Source organism: Caulobacter sp. GW821-FHT09H08 (assembly GCF_059415885.1).
Genome location: NZ_JBWKOC010000006.1, coordinates 169033 through 188500 on the forward strand (window position 1 = coordinate 169033; position 19468 = coordinate 188500).

Below are 19468 nucleotides of genomic sequence, written 5' to 3' on the forward strand. Positions count from 1 at the left end.
GAGCAATCGACCTCCAGGCGGGCTATTCAGAGTTAGGGTGGAGACGCTCTCGCGCGACGACCCTCGGTCCAAACGTGCTAGACCAATCAGGAACTGGCGAAAGATGCTCGACATTAAACGGAAGACCCCCCTCATCGCTCTCGTCGGCGCGCTCGCGCTGATGGCGAGCGCCCCGGCTTTCGCCCAGGACGCCTCGGCTCCCGCCGCCGCCTCCTCGGAAGCTAAGCCCGCCGACGCCGCCGCCGCTCCGGCCGCCGCTCCGGCTCCGGAAGCTCCGGCCGAAGACGTGGCCGCCGCCGAAGGCGAAAAGAAAGGCCACTCGCTGACTCCGGTCGGCATGTTCCTCGCCGCCGGCGCCGTCGTTAAGGTCGTCATGATCGGCCTGCTGCTGGCCTCGGTCTTCTCGTGGGTGCTGCTGCTCACCAAGATTTTCGAGTTCGCCGCCCTGAACAAGCAATCGGACAAGTTCCTGGAAGCCTTCCGCGGCGCCCGCTCGGTCGCCGACATCGCGCGCATCAGCTCGTCGGAAGAATTCGAAGGCAACCCGATGGCCGACATGGCCGCCGCCGCCTCGCAGGAAGTCGAACTGTCGCGTCAAGCTGGCCTGCAAGTGGCTGGTGAGCATCGTGACTCGACGCTGGCTCGCGCCACCTACGCCATCAACGCGGTGCAAGCCTCGCTGGCCAAGCGCCTGTCGGGCGGCATGGTGTTCCTGGCCTCGGTCGGTTCGGCTGGTCCGTTCATCGGTCTGTTCGGCACGGTTTACGGCATCATGACGTCGTTCATCGGCATCGCGAACACCAACACGACCAACCTGGCCGTCGTCGCGCCGGGTATCGCTGAAGCCCTGCTGGCCACCGGTATCGGCCTCTTCGCCGCTATCCCGGCCGTTATCTTCTACAACTACTTCCAGACCCGCATCTCGGGTTACGGCACCCGCTCGGAAGGTTTCGTTGCTGAACTGATGAACGCCATCTCGCGTCAGCTCGACAAGGGGGCGTAATATCCATGGCCGCCAAACTCTCAGGCGGTGGGGGCGACAGGTTCAACGTCGAACAGAACAGCGACATCAACGTTACGCCCTTCGTGGACGTTATGCTGGTGCTCCTGATCATCTTCATGGTGGCCGCTCCGCTGGCCTCCGTGTCGATCGAAGTGAACCTGCCCGCGGCGGTGGCGAAAGCATCTCCTAACCCGCCGAAGCCGGTTTACATCTCGATCCAGGAGTCGGGCAAAGTCTACATCGGGGACTTCGAGACCTCGGTAGACTCCATGGGACAGGACATTGCCAAGAACATTGGCAAACGTGACCCGTCCAAGGAGCGCATCTTCATCCGGGCCGACGAAAAGGTTCGCTACGGGGCTTTCATGGAAGTGATGAACACTCTCCAGGATAACGGCTTCTACAGCGTGGCGCTCGTCGGTCGGGATGATAGCCAGTAGGGGTGATGCATGGCTGAACAACAACCGCCCGAGCATCGCCACTACGATCCGCTCACTTCGGAAGGTCCGCGTCGCAAAAAAGGTCTGGGGCCGTTCGGCGTCGCCTTGGTTGTGGTCTGCGGTCTGCACGGACTGCTCTTCGCTTACCTAGCGAAGCAGAAGTTCGAGGCCGTGTTCCAGGAGTACTCGGACGACGCCGTCGACGTGGAGCTGCCTCCGCCGCCCCCGCCGCCGCCGCCGCCGCCTCCGCCGCCGCCGCCGACCAACGAACCGCCGCCGCCTCCGGCCGTGGTGCAGCCCCGTCCTCCGGTGGCTCCGCCCCCGGACGTGACGCCGCCTCCGCCGCTGCCGATCCCGCCCGTTGAAAAGCGGGTGGAACAGACGGCTCCGCCGGTGATCTCCGCCGTGCCGCCGGTTCCTTCGAACCCGCCGGCCCGCGCTTCGGTCATCACGCGTCCGGACTGGGCCCGCAAGCCTTCCGGCGACGACATGGCCCGGTATTATCCGGACCGTGCCCAACGGATGGAAGTCAGCGGTCGCGCGACGATCTCGTGCACCGTGACGGCCAAGGGGACTCTCGAGAGCTGCTCGGTTGTTTCCGAGTCGCCCGCGGACATGGGTTTCGGCGACGCTGCCCTGCGTCTGTCGCGCCTGTTCCGGATGAAGCCCAAGACCCTCGACGGCGCGCCCGTCGATGGTGGCCAGGTGACCGTCCCGCTGGTGTTCCAAGTCCCGCAATAGGACCTGGATCCAGGCGAAAGCTAAGAAGCGCCCCGGAGTTTCGGCTCCGGGGCGTTTTCCTTTGCGGGGAGTTCTTTCGGGCCCCACGTTTTCGTCCGGAGAACGACGGTCCCGATTTCTCGTGATTTCCTGTTGAAATCGATGGGATCGGCGCTTGATCCCAAGGGCTGATCCGACTAAAGACGACGCCTCGCGATGAGCCGGCTTAGCTCAGTTGGTTAGAGCGCTAGATTGTGGATCTAGAGGTCCTCGGTTCGAGCCCGAGAGCTGGTACCATCGCAAGTCGTTGAAAAGCCCGGGGTTCGCCCCGGGCTTTTTCGTTTTCAGTGCCGTACTGGCGGATACCCGACAAAAAGTTCGCCATGGCGGGATCGAATGGTCCCGCTTGAACGTTCCCCTCGCGTGCAAGGGGAACGGCGTATGCGGGTCGGGTGGTCGGCGTCTGGTCCTGGGGAGGGCGCGGCGTATTGTCCGCACCCCTCGCGACCCGCTGCGACGGCGCATTCCCACCACAATCATTCGGCCATTTCCGGAGCGGGAGCTTCCGGATTGATCAGCAGACTTCAGACCCTTCGGCGCACCGTTGCCGCCCTGGCCGTCGGTTTCAGCCTCGCAGGCCTCGCCCATGCCGGCGAGCGGACGCATGACGACGCGGTCAAGGCCAACTACCTCTACAAGTTCACGCCGTTCGTAGGCTGGCCCAGCCAGGCCTTCGTCGGTCCGTTGAGCCCCTTCAATCTTTGCGTCACCGGCGAAGAGCGCTTTGGCGCGGCCGTCGACAAGATGGTGCGCGGACGCCGTGTGGGCGAGCATCCCGTCGCGGTGATCCACCTGCGGAACGTGACCAAGGGCGCGGGGTGCCATCTGTTGTTCATAGGGCGCTCACGCGTCCAGAGCCCCCAGGACATGCTGGAAGCGGTGGCTGGGCAGCCGGTGCTGACCGTGGCTGACCAGGGCCTGTTCGCCCGCAACGCCATGGTCCAGTTCGTCACGATCTCTGGGCGGACTCGGTTCGAGATCCGTCCCAACCTGGCCGAGGCCGGCGGTCTGACGCTCAGTTCCAAGCTGTTGGCGCTGTCGGCTCAGCCGGGGGATCGGCGGTGAGGTGGCTGGCGGTCCTGCAAGGGCGCCCGCGGCCGGTGCTGACCGTGGCCATCGCCGTGAGCGTGGCCGTCGCCATCGTCGCCGCCGCGCTCGGCCTGGCGATCTACAACGAGCATTTGAGCCAACAGGAGCGCAGCCGCCAGGCCGAGGTTCAATTGCGTATCCTGGCCGGCAGCATGGCTGCGCCCCTGGCCTTCGACGACCGCTCGGCCGCCCGAGAGTATGTCGGGGCCCAGAGCTCGAACCCCGACGTGGAGGTCGTGGCCGCCTACGACATGCAGGGCGGGCTGGCGGCCAGCTATGTCAGGCCCGGCGCGCCGCCGCCACCGGTTCGCAATACCCTGGGTCCGCCCCGCATGGATGGCTCTCGTCTCACCTTGACCTCGCCGGTGACGGAGGGCGAGACGGTGCTGGGCTCGGTCTATCTGCGCACCGTGCTGGAATCGCCGTCGCGGCGGGCCATGCGCTATGCCGGCTTCGCCCTGCTGATCGTCATGGCGGCGCTGCTGGTGGCGGTGCTCGGCGCGGCCAACGCCCGCGAAGCCGAGGCCTATGGCAAGCTGCAGGCCGAGATCCGCGAGCGCGAGAAGGCCGAGGACGCGCTGCGCCAGTCGCAGAAGATGGAGGCCATGGGCCAACTGACGGGTGGCGTGGCCCACGACTTCAACAACCTGCTGATGGTCGCTTCCAGCGGCCTGGACCTGCTGGAGCGGACGACCGATCCCACCCGGCGCGATCGCCTGCGGCTGGGGATCCGCCAGGCGATCGACCGCGGCGCCAGCCTGACCCAGCAACTGCTGGCCTTCTCGCGCCGTTCGCCGCTGAAGCCGGAAGTGGTCGACATCAACCAGCGCATGGCCGGCCTGCACGCCCTGCTGGACCGCTCCCTGCGCGAGGACGTCACGGTCGAGACCAAGCTGGCTCCCGACCTGTGGCGCGTCGAGGTCGACGCCTCCCAACTGGAGGTGGCGGTCCTCAACATCGCCATCAATGCCCGTGACGCCATGCCCGACGGCGGCAGGATCACGATCGAGGGTCGCAACGAGCCGTCCGGGCGCGCCGATGGCGTCGGCGACCATGTCCGCCTGTCGATCCGCGACACCGGCGTCGGCGTGGCGCCGGAGATGATCGGTCGCCTGTTCGAGCCGTTCTTCACGACGAAGGCCGTGGGGAAGGGCACCGGGCTCGGTCTGTCGCAAGTCTACGGTTTCGCGCGCGCCTCGGGCGGCGAGGTGGGCGTGGACAGCAAGGTGGGCGAAGGCACGACGATCTGGCTCCGTATCCCGCGCTCGCTGAAGGCCGCCACGGTCGAGGCCGCCATCGCTGCGCCCCAGGGCCGGAAGGGGGGGCGCCGCCACCGCATCCTCATGGTCGAGGACGACGACAGCGTCGCCCAACTGGTCGAGGAGATGCTGCGCGAGCTCGGCTACGAGGTTCGCCGGGTCGGCGAAGCGCTGTCGGCCCTGGAAGCCCTGCGCGCCGATGGCGTCTTCGACCTGGTGTTCAGCGACATGGTGATGCCGGGCGACATCGGCGGCCTGGACCTTGCGCGGGACATCTCCCGTCTTCGGCCGGACCTGCCGGTGATCCTGACCACCGGCTACAGCGCCGCCGCCGCCGCCGCCAGCAACGAGGGGCGGCGCGTCCTGATCAAGCCCTACCGCATCGAAGCGCTGGCCAGCGAGCTGGACTCGGTGCTGTCCGGCGCTCGGCGAGCGAGCTAGGGCGTAGGAACCGGCCCCGACGGGAGCGGTTGAACAGGGACACTCCAGAAGGAAGCCGAAGGAGGCCCCCATGTCCAAAGCGCCCCCCATCCCGCCCGAACAACGCGCCTTCAAGGGCGAAAAGCCCGACATCGAAGGCAAGGGCGGCCGCCATGCCGACTTCCAGTCCAGCGAGGTCGGCAACGCCGACGTGAACCTGGAAGAGCAGGGACGTCACGGCAATCTGCGCCAGAACACCAGCCACTCGGGCAACGTCCAGGATCGCTGAGGCGGCTCACAGGCCGGCCAGCCGGCCGGCCTGCTTCAGGTCGTCGACGAACTCGGCATGGGCCCGGGCGCGGGCAGCCTCGTCCGGAATGCGCAGCAGGAAGGACGGGTGGTAGGTCACGAGGCCCTGCGCCTGGTCCGCCAGTTGCACTGGTTTGCCGCGATTGGCTCCGATCGGCGTGGCCTTGCCGACCACCGCCAGGGCGGCCGTGGCTCCCAGCATCACGATCACGCGCGGCCGCACCAGCCGACGCTCGGCGTCCAGCCACCAGCGGCAGGCGGTGACCTCGCCCCGGTCCGGCGTCTTGTGGATGCGCCGCTTGCCGCGCAGCTCGTGCTTGAAGTGTTTCACGGCGTTGGTGACGAAGGTCCGGTCGCGCGGCACGCCGGCCTCGGCCAGGGCCTTGTCGAACACCTGGCCGGCGGGGCCGATGAACGGCCGGCCGGCGAGGTCTTCCTGATCGCCCGGTTGCTCGCCCACGAACATCAGCGGCGCATGGGATGCGCCTTCGCCCAGGACGCCCTGGGTGGCGTCACGCCAGAGGTCGCAGCGGCGACAGACCTGCACGCCGGCCGCGACCTCTTCCAGCGTGGTCGGCGCGCCGCCGCCATACGAGGCGTCGCGTGAATGGCGCAGAGCGGCCTTGAGGACGCGATCCGAGGGCTGGCGTGGCGTCGAGGCGACCATGGCGGCGGCGCGGTCCTGGGCGGTTTCGATCAGCTCCGGAATGAGCGCCGCCTCGGGGAGGTTCAGCCAGTAGCGCTTCGGCATCTCCTGGCGCATCTGTTTGGGGTTCAGCCGGGCCGGATTGAAGATGGAGGCGTAGTAGGTCCGCCAGAGCTCTTCCTGGGCGTCCTCGGAGGGCGCGTCGGCAGGATCGGCGCCTTCGGACACCATCAGCCGTTCGCGGTCCCAGGCGACGCAGGCGTCGGGCGTCAGGATGGTCCAGTCCATATTGGTGAAGCGGCGCACGAAGAAGCCGGCCGTGGCCTCGGTGACCCGATGCGCCGGCTCGAACCAGGCGGCGTACGTCTCGGTCGCCGCCCCTTCGATCAGGCGGAAGCGGACGAAGGCTTTCATCTTGTGAGAGGCACGGCTGACGGCCTTGGCCATGTCGCGGGCGCGGGCCATGTCGGGATCGGCCGGGTTGTCGATCAGGCGGGGTTCCCGCTCCAAGCGCCAGAGGATGCGGTAGAGCAGGGCTAGGCGGTCGGCGCTGCGGTTCTGGATCACCTGCTCGGCCAGCTCGACGAAGGCGGCGGGGACGGTGAAGGCGCCTCTCGTGGTCGGCGCGGGCTGGGCGTCGAAGTCGAACAGCTCCCGCTCGACCGTCCACACCACCGCTTCAGGCGCCACGCCTTCGGCCCGCAGCGCCCTGGCGGCGGTCCGCCAGCCGACGAAGTCGATCTCCGACGTCAGACGCACTACCCGCATCAGAACAGGCTCAACTGCTGAGGCTGGACCAGGGTTGCCTTCAGGCCCTCGCGGTCGGTCAGGGCCCCGGGCGTCCAGTCGGCGGTCACCAGAAAGGCCCTGGCGCGCTTCAGGACGGCCCCGACGCGCTTGAGGTCGCCCAGGGTCAGCCGGGTGACCTTGCGGGCGGCCAGGATGCGCTCCACGGCCTTGGCGCCGAGACCCGGCACGCGCAGCAGCGTCTCCTTGTCTGCGGTCTGGACGTCGACTGGGAACTTGGCCCGGTTGCGTAGCGCCCAGCTGGTCTTGGGATCGACCGTGAGATCCAGGTCCTCGCCCTCGGCCACGATCTCGGGCCGCTCGAAGCCATAGAAGCGCATCAGCCAGTCGGCCTGGTACAGGCGGTGCTCGCGCAGCAGGGGCGGACGGGCCAGGGGCAGGCGGTGACTGGCGTCCGGGATCGGGCTGAAGGCCGAGTAGAACACCCGCCCCAGCCGGTAGGCGCCGTAGAGGCTGGCGCTGCGGGCCAGGATGTCGCCGTCCTTGGCCTCGTCGGCGCCGACGATCAGCTGGGTGGATTGGCTGCGGGCGAAGGATCGCTTGCCCGCCTTCCGCGCTGGCTCTGCGTGGTCGTCGATGGCCAGGCGCATGCGGCCCATGGCGCGCTTGATGTCGGTGGGGCTCTTCTCGGGCGCCAGGGTCGCCAGGCTGTCGTCGCGCGGCAGCTCGATGTTGATCGACACCCGGTCGGCATAGAGCCCGGCCTCGGCTGCCAGTTCCGGTGAGGCCTCGGGGATCAGTTTGAGGTGGATGTAGCCCCGGAAGTCGTGGTCCAGCCGCAGCGACTTCGCCACCCGGACCATCTCCTCCATCGTATAGTCGCCTGTCCGGATGACGCCCGAGGAGAGGAACAGGCCCTCGATATAGTTGCGCTTGTAGAAGTTCAGGGTGAGGTCGACGACCTCCTTCACCGTGAACCGCGCCCGGGGCGTGTTCGACGACACGCGGTTGATGCAGTAGGCGCAGTCGTAGATGCAGAAGTTGGTCAGCAGGATCTTCAGCAGGCTGATGCACCGACCGTCGGGCGCATAGGCGTGACAGATGCCCATGCCCTCGGTCGAGCCCACGCCCTGGCCGCCAACGGAGGTCCGTTTCTCGGCCCCGGAAGAGGCGCACGACGCGTCGTACTTGGCGGCGTCGGAAAGGATAGCGAGCTTACGTCTGAGATCGAGAACGGCCATGCGCGGCACGTTATCGTTCTTCTTTTGTTCTAGATAGTCTTCACGCGCAACACTGGCACGAGGCGCAATGTCGCGCGTGAATAGAAGCGTCGGGAGGCTGACACTTGCGCGCCAGCCTCCTCGCCGAAGTTAGCCGTTGACGGCGTCCTTCAGTTGCTTGGCCGGCGTGAAGGCGACCTTCTTGCTGGCGGCGATTTCGATGGTCGCGCCCGTGGCGGGGTTGCGACCGGTGCGGGCCGGCTTGGCCTGAACCTTGAACTTGCCGAAGCCCGGGATCGAGACTTCTTCACCCTTCACGGCGGCGTCGGAGATCGACTTGAAGACGCCGTCGATGATGGCCTTGGCTTGGGTCTTGGTCAGCTTGTCGTCGGCGGCGACAGCGGCGTCGACCAGATCGGAAACGTTCGTCATCTCTAAGCTCATTCCTGTGAATCAGGGAAGTTCGAGCCTGCCGAGACCGATCGCGTTTGTCACCCGTTAGGGAAGGTTAAAACGCCGATTCACGGGGACAAAACGCCCGTGGGCCGGGGATTTTCTCGAATTCGTCGCCCGGTGAATGGTCAAGTCGGCATCAAAAACCATGATGACCGTCCCTAAAGCGTACTTTTGCTCGACTCCGAGTCGGGTGATTCCCGGACTGAGTCGGGGTCCGGCGGGCACGAAAAGGGCCCGCGACGCGAACGCCGCGGCCCCGATCGTCGTCGCTTAGAGGTCGGCTAGAACTCGTAGCGGAGCGAGATCTGCATGTACGAGAGCGACAGACCCGTGTTGCGGGTCTTGCTCACCGGGGTCGGCGCGCTGGAATAGCGGTCGCGGGCGCAGGCGGATTCGCTGGTCGTAGCCAGCGCCCCAGTCGCAGTTGACCAGGTTCAGGAGGTTACGGGGTGCGCTGTCGTGTGGCCGATTCGAAGTAACTTTTTACTTCGTAGGCGGAGAGGTTCGAGGCGGTGAGTCGGCAACGAAAAGGCCCGCGTCGCTGGCGCGGCGCGGGCCTCTTGGTTCGGTCTTCGGGTCGGAAGTCCGGTTAGGGCGCTTCGTCGTCCACCATGGCGCGGACCAGGTCGACGACCCGGCGACGCAGCCGGCGGTCGGCCAGGCGGGGGAACAGGCTGGCCAGTTCCAGGCCTTCCGGCGTCGAGACGAACTCGGTCATGCGCTGCGAGAAGCCGTCGTCGAGGCCGCCATCGGTCTCGCTAAGGCCTTCAAAGAAATAGGAAACCGGGGCCTGCAGCAGCTTGGCCGCGTCGTACAGCTTGCTGGCGCTGATGCGGTTGGCGCCGCGCTCGTACTTCTGGATCTGCTGGAAGGTGATGCCGAGGGCGTCGGCGACTTGAGTCTGGGAAAGGCCCATCATCTTGCGGCGAATTCTCAACCGGGCGCCCACGTACAGGTCAACGGGGTGGGCCGGCTCGGCTGCGGGTCGATCGTTCATCCGCTTGAATTCCCTCCAACGCCGCTCGGCGGCATCCTTCAAGTATTAACCGATATAGACCGAGCTTGGCTGCGCCGTCACGTCCGGGCGTACACGGAACGGGTGTTCGCGCCAAACTGTCGCGGTTTGACCCCATCCTGGGCTTGACGTTCGCCCCCGCGAGAGGTGTGTGGCGCGCCATGACAGTTCGATCGGGCGCGCGTATCGCCGTGGCGGGAGCCGGGGCCTTGGGATCTTCGGTCGCGTTGCGTCTGGCGCGCTCGGGCCACGCGGTCACTGTCTTCGATCCCGCACCGCCGGGCGCCAACGCCTCGGGCGTAGCGGCGGGCATGCTGGCCCCGGTCAGCGAGGCGCTGTTTGATCCGGCCTCGCGCGATCATCTCGACATCATGCGTCGCGCCCGGGACCTTTGGCCGGCCTTCGCGGAAGACCTCGGGATCGAATTGGTTCGGGCCGGCGTGCGGATCGAGGGCTCCGAGGCCTGGCGTGAGCAGGTGGGGCAACGCATGCGGACCCTGGGCCTGTCGCCCGATCCCTCCATCGCCGAGGACTGGCGTATCGAGGCCTCGTCCGCGTTGGCGATTCTGAGGGCGGCGGCCGAGGCGGCCGGCGTCCTGTTCGAGCCGGCCGCCGTCGAGACTTTCCACCCCGGCGCCCTGCGCCTGGCCGACGGCCAGGTCCTCGCCTTCGACGTCCTGGTCCTGGCGACCGGTCCGGGTGTTCGCGGCGGCGACCTCGCGCCCGAGACGCGCGCCCTGGCGCCGATCAAGGGCCAGATCCTGCGCGTGCAGGTCGCCGACGACGATCCGACCGTGGTGCGGGGCGAGGGCGTCTATCTGGCTCCCGGCGAGACCCTGGCCATCGGCGCCACCATGGAGGCCGGTCGCGACGATCTCGCACCCGACGCCTCGGCGACTCAGGGCTTGCGCGCGGCCGCCTGGGCTCTGCGTCCGGACCTCGACCTGGACGGGGCCGAGGTCGAGGTGGGCGTGCGGGTCACGACCTCGGACGGCCTGCCGCTGGTGGGCTGGAGCGCCGCGCCCGGCGTGCTGCTGGCGGTCGGCGCGCGGCGCAACGGCTGGCTGCTGGCGCCGCTTGTGGCCGACATGGTCGCGGCGTATCTGAATGACGATAACCCGGGCCCGGACGCCGCCGCCATGGACGCGCGCCGTTTCGAGAAGCTCGAGGAGTAGCAACGCAGGGGAGTAGGGCCGGATGTCCGGATTCTGGTTGACCGAGGAACAGGAAGCCATCCGCGAGGGCGTGGCCAAGGTATGCGCCGCCTTCGACGACGAGTACTGGCGCCGCACCGACGAGACCGGAATCTTCCCCGAGGAATTCGTGGCCGCCATTGCTCAAGGCGGATGGCTGGGCGTGGCGATGCCGGAGAGCGTCGGCGGTGCGGGCCTCGGCCTGACCGAGGCCGCCGTGATGATGCAGACCGTGGCTCAGTCGGGCGCGGGCTTCTCGGGCGCTTCGGCCATCCACCTCAACATCTTCGGCCCGATGCCGCTGGTGAAGTTTGGCACCGACGAGCAGCGCGAGCGTCTGCTGCCCCGGATCATCTCCGGCGAGGACAAGATGTGCTTCGCCGTCACCGAGCCGAACTCGGGCCTGGACACCTCCAGCCTGGAGACGCGGGCGGAGAAGGTCGATGGCGGCTACCGCCTGAACGGCCGGAAGATCTGGACCACCGGCGCCCAGCGCGCCAACAAGATCCTGATCATCGCCCGCACGACGCCTAAGGATCAGTGCGCCAAGCCGCACCAGGGCCTGTCGCTGTTCTATACCGACGCCGAGAAGATCGAGGCCAAGCCGATCCCGAAGATGGGGCGCAAGGCCGTCGAATGTAACATGCTCTTCATCGAGGACCTGTTCGTCCCGGCCGAGGATCTGGTCGGCGAGGAGGGCAAGGGCTTCGCCTACCTGCTGCACGGCCTGAACCCCGAGCGGGTGCTGTTCGCCGTCGAGGCCATCGGCCTGGGTCGCGCGGCCCTGGCCAAGGCGACCACCTACGCCAATGAGCGGATCGTGTTCGGCCGGCCGATCGGCAAGAACCAGGGCGTGGCCCATCCGTTGGCCAAGTCGTGGGCCGAGCTGGAGGCCGCCAACCTGCTCGCCTTCAAGGCCGCCGCGCTCTACGACCAGGGCAAGGACTGTGGGGCCGAGGCTAACGCGGCGAAGTATCTGGGCGCGGAAGCCGGCTTCCATGCCTGCGAGAACGCGGTCCTGGCCCATGGCGGCATGGGCTACGCCAAGGAGTACGACGTCGAGCGCTACTTCCGCGAGGCAATGATCGCCCGCATCGCGCCGGTCAGCCGCGAGATGATCCTGAACTTCATTGCCGAGCGCGTGCTGGGTCTGCCCAAGAGCTATTAGCGACGAGAAGAAATGGCCGGGTCGCTGAAGGCTGTGCGACCCGGCCGCCGTTTCAACGCTGGAGGAGGGCCTTAAACGCCCGCGTTGAACCGGATGGGGATACGAACCGTCGCGCCGTCGACGGCCTCGCCGTTCTCCAGTTGCGGCTTCATCTTGAAGAAGCGCGAGACCTTGATGGCCGCGTTGCCGAAGCCTTCCTCGACCGGGGTTTCCGAGACCACCGAGCAGTCGCGGACCGTGCCGTTGATAGCGACCACGCAGTTCAGCGTCGCCGAGCCCGACAGGCCGCGCCGCTGGGCGCTCTCCGGATAGTACCGCGCCATGTCGTCGGCCGAGGGCAGTCGCAGCCAGTTGGCGCGGGTGACCACCTTGGGCTGCGGAGGCGTCGGGATGGCCGGCGGCGTGGCCGGAACGCTCGGCAGGACGATTGGTCCGGGCGTCGGTGGGCTCTCGGGGATGTCCAAGGGCTTGATCGGCAGCGGATCCGGCGTCGGCAGGGGCGTCGGAACCGGCGTATGGAGCTTCATCTGGTTCGGCGGCGGTTTGGTCGACGGAGGCGGCGGGGGAGGCGGCTTCGGCGTGGGTGTGATGGTTTCGATCCGATACACGGGATCATCGACCATGGCCGGCATCGGCTGCACCCACTTTTGATAGGCGAGGTAGCCGATCAGGGCGGCGTGCAGGGCCGCCGAGACACCCAGGCCGATCAGCAGCACCTTCGAGGGTTTGCGCGGCGTGTCGTCCAGGCCCGGAATGCCGGAGCCGTGAGGGTGGAGAGCCAGGTTCATAACGACCTCCTAAGCAAAACTACATTTGTGATATGAGGTCAGCACGAACCTGGCGAGCTGTAAATTGACAATCGTAATCTGCGTGACGATTTGTCTTACGCTTGTAAGAGCGGGTGCGACATGTCGCCTCCGGACGGGGCGCGGAGAACGTGGTTAATCGCGAATTAACCATAGTCCGCGAGACATGAGGCCCATGCCCGCCGTCAGTTCCATCCGCAGCGTCGTCGAGTCGGCGATCCAGCGCGCTTCCAGCGCGACCGGGGTCGACTTCACGTTCCTGATGGGCGCGGCCAAGCGGGAGAGCGGCTTCAACCCCGCCGCCAAGGCCCGGACGTCGTCGGCCTCGGGCCTGTTCCAGTTCGTCGACCAGACCTGGCTGTCCACGCTGAAGAAGCATGGCTCCAAGTACGGCTATGCCCGCTACGCCGACCTGATCAGCCAGGGCTCGGACGGCCGCTACCGGGTCGACGGCGACGAGGCCCGCAAGGCGGTGCTGGGCCTGAAAATGGATCCGCACGCGGCCTCGCTGATGGCCGGCGAGCTGACCTCGGACCATGCCTCGTACCTGCGTGGCCGGGTGGGACGCACGCCGACCGCCGGCGAGCTCTACGCCGCACACTTCCTGGGGCCGTCGGGTTCGGCCAAGCTGATCGAGGCGGCCACCGCCTCGCCGGGCGCCAGCGCCGCGGCCATGTTCCCGGACGCCGCCCAGGCCAACAAGTCGATCTTCTATCGTGAAGGCCGCGCCGCCACGGTGGGCGAGGTCTACGCCAACCTGACCAAGACCGGCGGCGCCACGCGCGTCACCGATCCGGCGCCCGCCCGCCAGATCGAGAACGCCGACCAGGGCTTCATGCAATATGCCAGCGGCCGTCGCCTGGAGCGCATCCGCCAGCAGGAAGCCATGGTCGACCTGATCCTGCGCGGCTCGCAGGACGCCGGCAGCCCGTTCAGCGGCTCGAGCAGCAGTGGCGGCGTCAATGTCGGCTCGGGCCAGCGCCTGGCCAGCTCGATGTTCTCGGCCGAGATGCTGCGTGTGCTGGCCGACGCCAACGACAAGGTCAAGCAGCGCTGACGCTTGTCAGCTCAGCCACCTGATCCTCCGACCACCCCAATTCCCTGAACACCGCCGCCGTGTCCGCGCCCAGTTTCGGCGCGGGACCGCGCGGCCCATCCTCCGATCCTGGGAAGCGAGCCGGGGCGGCGGGCGCCTTGAAGGTTCCGCCTACGCCATCCGGCGTGTCCACGAAACAGCCGGCCGCCTCGGCTTGGGCGTCGACCGCCAGTTCGCGCGGGGTCTGATAGGGCGCCCAGGTGATGTCGCCGGCGTCCAGCGCCTCGGCGGCGTCCGCGTAGGCCATGGACCCGAACGCCTCGTCCAGGATGTCGACCAGGGCCTGGCCGTTCTCGCGGCGAGCCTTGGCGCCGGCGAAGCGTGGGTCGTCGACCAGTTCCGGGCGTCCGGCGGCCGCGGCGATGCGCGGCCAGTCGACGCTGCCCTGGCGCGGCAGCAGGCAGATCCAACGACCGTCGGCGGTCTTGTAGAAGTTGGCCAGCGGTTGCACCGCCTCGCGCCGACCACGCGTGGACGCCAGCTTCCCGAAGCGTAGCTGGATCGCCATGTCCGAGCCGATCGCGTAGACGCCGGTGCGCAGCAGGGAGGTCTCGACCAGGCGACCGACGCCGGTGTTCGTGCGCTCATGCACCGCCGCGAGGATCGCGGACACCGTCGCCAGGGACGTGACGTGGTCGCCCATGCCGGTGCGGATCGGGAAGGGCTCCTGGCCCTTGGGCGCGGTGATCGCCCCCACGCCGGCGCGCGACCAGAACGCCGCCACGTCCATGCCCGGCTTGTCGGCGTCAGGGCCGGTGAGGCCATAACCCGTCAGGCTACAGTAGATCAGGCGCGGATTGATCGCCTTCAGCGCCTCGTAGTCGACCCCGGCGCGGGCCAGGGCGGCGGGGCGGACATTGGTCAGGAAGATGTCGGCGGTCGCCGCCAGGGCCTTCAGCGCTTCGCGACCCAGGTCCGAACGGATGTCCAGCACCACCGCCTTCTTCCCCCGATTGTCGAGCTCGAAGATCGGGTTGGCGTCCTGGTCCGAGCCGATGGTGTCGAAGAAGCGCCGCATCGGGTCGCCCTCGGGCGACTCGACCTTGATCACCTCGGCGCCCCAGTCGGCCATGATCCCGGCCGCGCCTGGCGCGGCGATATAGGTCGCCAGTTCGACGACGCGCAGTCCTTCCAGCATCGCACCCTCCCAACCTTTTCTCGTTAGAAGGAGTGTGCGGACCAGGGCGAGGATTGGAAAGGCTTACCCAGCGGCAAGCCTTCCATTCACCCGAGGGGGTCTTCAGAAGAGGGGAGGGCTGGGCGGCTCGACCTTGAGGATGCGCAGCGCCCGCTCGTGACCGTCGCGGTCGGGCCACTGGATCGTCTGGCCGGCTGAGAGGCCGATCAGACCCGCCCCGACCAGGGACAGCACCGAGATCTTGCCGGCCTCGATGTCGGCCTCCTTCGGATAGACCAGCAGCACCGAGCGGGCCGCGCCGTGGGCGTCGTCCTCGAACCGGACGGTGGAGCGCATGCGGACGACATGGTCGGGCATCTGGGCGTCGGGGCGCACCTCGGCGCGGTCGATCTCCTGCAACAGCATGTCGGCCGCCAGCGGCGCGGCCTGCTCCATCTGCAGGGCCAGGGTGGACAGGCGTTCGACCTCGGTCTCGGCCATGATGATACGGGGACGCGCGGCGGCGTCCGCTTGAGCGAGCATGGAAGGCTCCAGGCAATGATGTGAAGGCGCGACGACGCGCCCTCGACAGGGGCGATCGTCAGATGACGGGATGATGTGTGTTCGCCCCGAACGCCCGCGACAGGCGCGCGGACGGTTCGGGGCTAGGAGCCTGCGAGCAGGCTACCGCCGTGATGGCGAAAACGCCGGAACGTCGGGCGCGAGAACATGCGCCATTCTCCACCCCGGGCTCGGCTTGTCAAACCGGGAGCGGGCGGTGCTCAGGCGGCGTTGGCGGGCGCGTTGCGGACCAGGGCGGCGGCGTCGGCCAGGGCGCGGGCCACGCCGGCCACGCTGACGGGTTTGCGCAGGATGATGTCGGCGCCGGCTTCCAGGAATTCCGAAGCCTCCTCGCCATCGCCGTCGATGACCGCCACGATCGGCGTGAGGCGGTTGGGGCCGTCGACCGCGCGCAACGCGGCGGCGGCGGCCGGGCCGTCCATCATCGGCATGCGGTGGTCGAACATCAGCAGGTCGAACTCGGCGATCTTGGCCAGGTCTGCGGCGCGACGGCCGTTCTGGGCGTGGACCACCTGATGGCCCAGCTGTTCCAGGATGGCGCGCAGCATGGCCGCATGCAGGGCGTCGTCCTCGGCGATCAGCACGCGAAGGGTGCGCGGCGCGCCCGGCGCTTCAGCGACGAAGGCGTCCATCTCCCGCTCGTCCAGATCGCAGCCGGCGGCGGCGTCGAAGGGCAGGGTCAGAGTGAAGCAGCTGCCGACGCCGACGGCGCTGCGCGCCTCCAGGGCGCCGCCCATCAGGCGAGCCAGTTGCCGCGACAGCGAAAGGCCAAGACCCGCGCCCGTCACGCCCGCGCCGGTGCGCTCGACGCGGCGGAAGGGTTCGAAGGCCTGCTCCATCTCCTCGACCGACAGGCCAGGACCGGTGTCGGCGACCTCGACGGCGACCTGGTCGCCGCGCAGCTCGACGCGGACCTCGATGCGGCCGCGCACGGTGTACTTCACCGCGTTGCCCAGCAGGTTGGCGACGATCTGGCGGGTGCGCAGGGCGTCGGCGACCACCGCGCCCTTGTCGCGATTGCGCAGCAGCGGGTCGATGTGGACGCTGAGCTCCAGGCTCTTGGTCGCCGCGTTCGGCTTGTCCAACAGAGCCAGGTCCTGGACCAGGCGTACGGGGTCGAAGGGCTGGGCCTCGACGCTCAGGCGGCCGGACTCGGCCGTCTCGGAGTCGAGCGTGGCGTTCAGGACGGAGATCAGGTCCTGGGCGGCGTCGAGGGCGGCGTTCAGCTGCTCGCGCGACGGCGCGGCGCGGCCGCCCTTGCCGGCGGCGGCGGCCAGCACGTGGGTGACGCCGGTCAGGCCGTTGCGGATCTCGTGGCTCAGGGTGGCGACGATATCGGACTTGCTGCGAGCCGTGCGCTCGGCCGCCTCCAGCACGCGCAGGCGCTCGTCGACCATGCGCTCGTGGGCCACGGTCAGGTCGTGCTGGCGGCGGAACATGCGGTTCAGGATCAGGGCCAGCGTCAGGGCCAGGGCGGTTGCGCCCCAGGTCAGCTCGCCGCCTTCGCGCTGCGGGTGAGAGAACCGGGCGATCAGCGGACCGGCGGCCGCGACCGGGGCGATGATCAGCAGGGCCGGCAGATAGGGCGCGGCGAAGAAGGCGCAGAGCACCGCGCCGCCCGTAGCCAGCAGCAGCAGCGTGTCGCGCGCCGGACCCGCGCCCTCCGCGAAGGCCGAAATCTGGGCGACCGACAGAGCCCAAAGGAGGCCGCACAGGATGTGGACCCGGGCCCTACGGTTAAGATCTTGCGACGCTTCGTCGCGCAACCAGTTCACGGCGGCGTAGAAGGCGCCCCAGTTGATCGCGAACACGGCGAAGCTGGCGGTCATCCAGACGCGGTTCGTGGCGAAGGATCCGACCCAGACGAAGAGGGGCAGGCTGACCGCGAAAACCCCAAGCGCATAAGGCAAAAGCGCAGCTTGGGCCTCCAGCGCCTTGGTTAGGTGGGCGCCGTCCGTCGGGCTGTCTTTCTGGCGGCGCTCAGCGAGCAAGGGCGCGCTCCTCTCGGTTGAGCGCACACCGTAGTCGAGCGTGGTTTGTGCCCGGTTACGGCTTATCGTTAATCCACAGCTTCGGAACTCAAACAATCATTAAGCCTAACCGTCCAGGATGCGACTCCTCGCATAGGTTCAGGCGGGCGGACCAATGGCCACGACACGCGCAGCACTCACCGACTCCGACATCCGCATGCTCGTGAAGGGCGCGACGCCTGACGAGCGCGCCCTGGCGGCGCACAAGCTGTGTCGAAACATCGACCGTTCGCAGCTCACCGAGGAAGAGCGGGCTGTCGCGCACGATATCCTGCGTGTCATGGCCGCCGACGCCGCCGAGCTGGTGCGTCGGGCCATGGCCGTCACGCTCAAGAATTCCGTGGCCCTGCCGCCGGACGTCGCCAACCGCCTGGCGCGTGACGTCGAGAGCGTCAGCCTGCCGATCATCAGCTTCTCGCCGGTGTTCACCGACACCGACCTGGCCGAGATCGTCCGCGTCGGCGGTCCGGTGCGCCAGATGGCGGTGGCCAAGCGTCCGAAGCTCTCCAGCCGCATCACCACCATGCTGGTCGAGCAGGGCGACGAGGACGTGGTCGCCGTGGCCTGCGCCAACGACAACGCCCGCTTCTCCGAAGTTGCGCTGCAGAAGGCGCTGGACCGCTTCGCCAAGTCCGAGCACGTGCTGCAAGCCGTCGCCTATCGCGCGGCCCTGCCGCTGGCGGTCAGCGAGCGCCTGATCGACATGGTCGGAGAGCAGCTTCGCGACCACATCCTGACCAATCACGCCCTCTCGGCCGAGCGCGCCCTGGAGCTGATCATCGGCGCCAAGGAACGGGCGACGATCGACCTGGTGGATCAGGCCGGCCGCGCCGCCGATCCCAAGGGCTTCGTGGCGCACCTGAACAAGATGGGCCGCCTGTCGCCGTCGCTGGTCCTGCGCGCCCTGGCCCATGGCCACATGACGTTCTTCGAGTGGGCCGTGGCCGAGCTGGCCGGCGTTCCGCACCACCGCACCTGGCTGATGATCCACGACGCTGGGCCGCTGGGCCTGAAGGCGATCTGCGAGCGCGCGGGCCTGCCGCCGCGCCTCTATTCGGCGTTCCGCGCCGGCGTCGACGCCTATCACGGGCTTGAGTTCGACGGCGGGGCGAACGATCGCCAGCGCTTCCAGGAGCACATGATCCAGCGCTTCCTGACCTCGTCGCACATCGCCTCGCGCGAGGACAACGAGTACCTGCTCGAGCGCATGGACCGCAGCGCCAACAAGCGCCGGGCTCAATCCGCCTAGAGGCGGCGCCTGGAAACCTAACGCTTGTTCGAAAGAAGTCTGGGCAAGGTCCTGCGCCGGCGCCAGACTTCCTTCCATGTCTGACTCATCGCCGGGCGCGATCCGCCTCGCCGCCACCGTACTGCTGCTTCGGGATGCGCCTTCGTTCGAGGTGCTGATGGTCAAGCGGCATCACCAGATCGACTTCGCGGCCGGGGCTTTGGTGTTCCCGGGCGGCAAGAGCCATCAGGGCGACAGCGACCCGCGCTGGCGCGAGCTGGCGATTGGTTTCGACGAGGTCGGGCACGACGGCGTGGCCCTGCGCATCGCCGCCATCCGCGAGGCCTATGAGGAAGCCGGCGTCCTGCTGGCGCGTGACAAGGACGGCGCCTTCTATGCCGGCGAGGCCGCCAAGGACGTTCGAGCGGCGGTGGCCGAGGACAAGGTGGCCTTCCTGGAGGTGGTCGAGGACCTGGGCCTGAAGCTCGATCTCTCGGCCCTGACCGTCTTCGCCCGCTGGATCACGCCCAAGCTGATGCCCAAGCGGTTCGACACCTGGTTCTACGTCGCCCATGCGCCCCTGGCCCAGCAGGCGATCTGCGACGGCCACGAGGCGGTCGACGCCGAGTGGATCGCGCCGGGCAGGGCGCTGGAGCTGGCGGCCTCGGGCGAGCGCAAGGTGATCTTCCCCACGCGCATGAACCTGCAGCTGCTGGCCGAAAGCGCCGATCCCGCCGATGCGGTGGCGCGGGCGGAAATGCGAGAACTGGTCACGGTCGAACCGTGGGTCGACGGCCGCGTACTGCGGATCCAGGAGGACGCCGGTTACGGCCCCGTGACGGAGCCGCTTGAGGCGCTCTGAGT

19 protein-coding genes and 1 tRNA gene are annotated in these 19468 nt (G+C 68.1%); 12 read left to right on the top strand and 8 right to left on the bottom strand.

Annotation, left to right across the window (positions count from 1 at the left end):
• The first annotated feature begins 103 nt into the window (after positions 1-103).
• From AC07NN_RS20820 to AC07NN_RS20850, 7 genes are all read left to right on the top strand, one after another.
• Positions 104-1003, top strand: coding sequence for a MotA/TolQ/ExbB proton channel family protein (locus AC07NN_RS20820; RefSeq protein WP_494645348.1), 900 nt, complete (start codon positions 104-106; stop codon positions 1001-1003).
• A 5-nt stretch (positions 1004-1008) separates the two neighbouring features.
• Positions 1009-1443, top strand: coding sequence for a biopolymer transporter ExbD (locus tag AC07NN_RS20825; protein ID WP_494645350.1), 435 nt, complete (start codon positions 1009-1011; stop codon positions 1441-1443).
• A 9-nt stretch (positions 1444-1452) separates the two neighbouring features.
• Positions 1453-2184 carry an energy transducer TonB gene (locus tag AC07NN_RS20830; protein WP_494645352.1) on the top strand — a complete coding sequence of 244 codons (732 nt, stop codon included), beginning with the start codon at positions 1453-1455 and terminating at the stop codon, positions 2182-2184.
• 199 nt (positions 2185-2383) lie between these two features.
• Positions 2384-2460 (top strand) — tRNA-His (locus AC07NN_RS20835).
• A gap of 273 nt (positions 2461-2733) precedes the next feature.
• The gene (locus AC07NN_RS20840; RefSeq protein WP_494645354.1) at positions 2734-3288 is read left to right on the top strand and encodes a TOL_0243 family YfiR-like periplasmic protein; all 555 of its coding nucleotides are present in this window, start codon (positions 2734-2736) and stop codon (positions 3286-3288) included.
• Positions 3285-5012, top strand: a complete 1728-nt coding sequence (locus AC07NN_RS20845; protein WP_494645356.1) for an ATP-binding protein — start codon at positions 3285-3287, stop codon at positions 5010-5012. The genes AC07NN_RS20840 and AC07NN_RS20845 overlap by 4 nt, the downstream gene beginning before the upstream one ends.
• Before the next feature lie 70 nt (positions 5013-5082).
• Positions 5083-5280 (top strand): hypothetical protein, encoded by a 198-nt coding sequence (locus tag AC07NN_RS20850; protein WP_494645361.1) that lies wholly within the window; start codon positions 5083-5085, stop codon positions 5278-5280.
• Positions 5281-5286: 6 nt separating this feature from the next.
• On the opposite strand, the gene AC07NN_RS20855 is transcribed toward AC07NN_RS20850, so the two are convergent.
• The 4 genes from AC07NN_RS20855 to AC07NN_RS20870 all read right to left on the bottom strand — a co-directional run bounded on the left by AC07NN_RS20855 (position 5287) and on the right by AC07NN_RS20870 (position 9366).
• Entirely contained in the window at positions 5287-6714 is a 1428-nt protein-coding gene (locus tag AC07NN_RS20855; RefSeq protein ID WP_494645365.1) for a UdgX family uracil-DNA binding protein, read from the bottom strand.
• On the bottom strand, positions 6714-7934 hold the full coding sequence (locus AC07NN_RS20860; RefSeq protein WP_494645368.1) for a putative DNA modification/repair radical SAM protein: 1221 nt from the start codon (positions 7932-7934) through the stop codon (positions 6714-6716). Before AC07NN_RS20860 ends, AC07NN_RS20855 begins: the two co-directional genes overlap by 1 nt.
• Before the next feature lie 129 nt (positions 7935-8063).
• Complete coding sequence (locus AC07NN_RS20865) at positions 8064-8345, bottom strand: HU family DNA-binding protein (protein WP_066682603.1); 282 nt, start codon at positions 8343-8345, stop codon at positions 8064-8066.
• A 613-nt stretch (positions 8346-8958) separates the two neighbouring features.
• Positions 8959-9366 carry a helix-turn-helix domain-containing protein gene (locus tag AC07NN_RS20870; RefSeq protein ID WP_494645371.1) on the bottom strand — a complete coding sequence of 136 codons (408 nt, stop codon included), beginning with the start codon at positions 9364-9366 and terminating at the stop codon, positions 8959-8961.
• A gap of 179 nt (positions 9367-9545) precedes the next feature.
• Here AC07NN_RS20870 and AC07NN_RS20875 point away from each other — a divergent pair, with 179 nt between their 5' ends.
• Both AC07NN_RS20875 and AC07NN_RS20880 read left to right on the top strand, forming a co-directional pair.
• Positions 9546-10559, top strand: coding sequence for an NAD(P)/FAD-dependent oxidoreductase (locus tag AC07NN_RS20875; protein ID WP_494645373.1), 1014 nt, complete (start codon positions 9546-9548; stop codon positions 10557-10559).
• Between the two features lie 22 nt (positions 10560-10581).
• Complete coding sequence (locus tag AC07NN_RS20880; protein WP_494645375.1) at positions 10582-11745, top strand: acyl-CoA dehydrogenase family protein; 1164 nt, start codon at positions 10582-10584, stop codon at positions 11743-11745.
• Between the two features lie 71 nt (positions 11746-11816).
• Here the strand turns inward: AC07NN_RS20880 and AC07NN_RS20885 are convergent, their stop codons facing one another.
• Positions 11817-12533, bottom strand: coding sequence for an energy transducer TonB family protein (locus AC07NN_RS20885; RefSeq protein ID WP_494645380.1), 717 nt, complete (start codon positions 12531-12533; stop codon positions 11817-11819).
• 193 nt (positions 12534-12726) lie between these two features.
• Here AC07NN_RS20885 and AC07NN_RS20890 point away from each other — a divergent pair, with 193 nt between their 5' ends.
• Positions 12727-13608 carry a transglycosylase SLT domain-containing protein gene (locus tag AC07NN_RS20890; protein ID WP_494645386.1) on the top strand — a complete coding sequence of 294 codons (882 nt, stop codon included), beginning with the start codon at positions 12727-12729 and terminating at the stop codon, positions 13606-13608.
• Here AC07NN_RS20890 and AC07NN_RS20895 read toward each other — a convergent pair.
• The 3 genes from AC07NN_RS20895 to AC07NN_RS20905 all read right to left on the bottom strand — a co-directional run bounded on the left by AC07NN_RS20895 (position 13595) and on the right by AC07NN_RS20905 (position 17337).
• Positions 13595-14785, bottom strand: coding sequence for a CaiB/BaiF CoA transferase family protein (locus tag AC07NN_RS20895; RefSeq protein WP_494645389.1), 1191 nt, complete (start codon positions 14783-14785; stop codon positions 13595-13597). The two genes, AC07NN_RS20890 and AC07NN_RS20895, sit on opposite strands and share 14 nt — an antisense overlap.
• Before the next feature lie 102 nt (positions 14786-14887).
• A complete protein-coding gene (gene rnk, locus AC07NN_RS20900) occupies positions 14888-15307 on the bottom strand; it encodes a nucleoside diphosphate kinase regulator (protein WP_494645391.1) in 420 nt (139 codons plus the stop codon).
• 239 nt (positions 15308-15546) lie between these two features.
• Positions 15547-17337: a hybrid sensor histidine kinase/response regulator gene (locus AC07NN_RS20905; RefSeq protein WP_494645394.1), complete on the bottom strand. Its 1791-nt coding sequence runs from the start codon at positions 17335-17337 to the stop codon at positions 15547-15549.
• 154 nt (positions 17338-17491) lie between these two features.
• Between AC07NN_RS20905 and spbR the strand changes: the two genes are divergently transcribed.
• Positions 17492-18625 carry a pole-localized protein SpbR gene (gene spbR / locus AC07NN_RS20910; RefSeq protein ID WP_494645400.1) on the top strand — a complete coding sequence of 378 codons (1134 nt, stop codon included), beginning with the start codon at positions 17492-17494 and terminating at the stop codon, positions 18623-18625.
• 76 nt (positions 18626-18701) lie between these two features.
• Positions 18702-19466 (top strand): NUDIX hydrolase, encoded by a 765-nt coding sequence (locus AC07NN_RS20915; RefSeq protein WP_494645403.1) that lies wholly within the window; start codon positions 18702-18704, stop codon positions 19464-19466.
• The last annotated feature ends 2 nt before the right edge of the window (positions 19467-19468 follow it).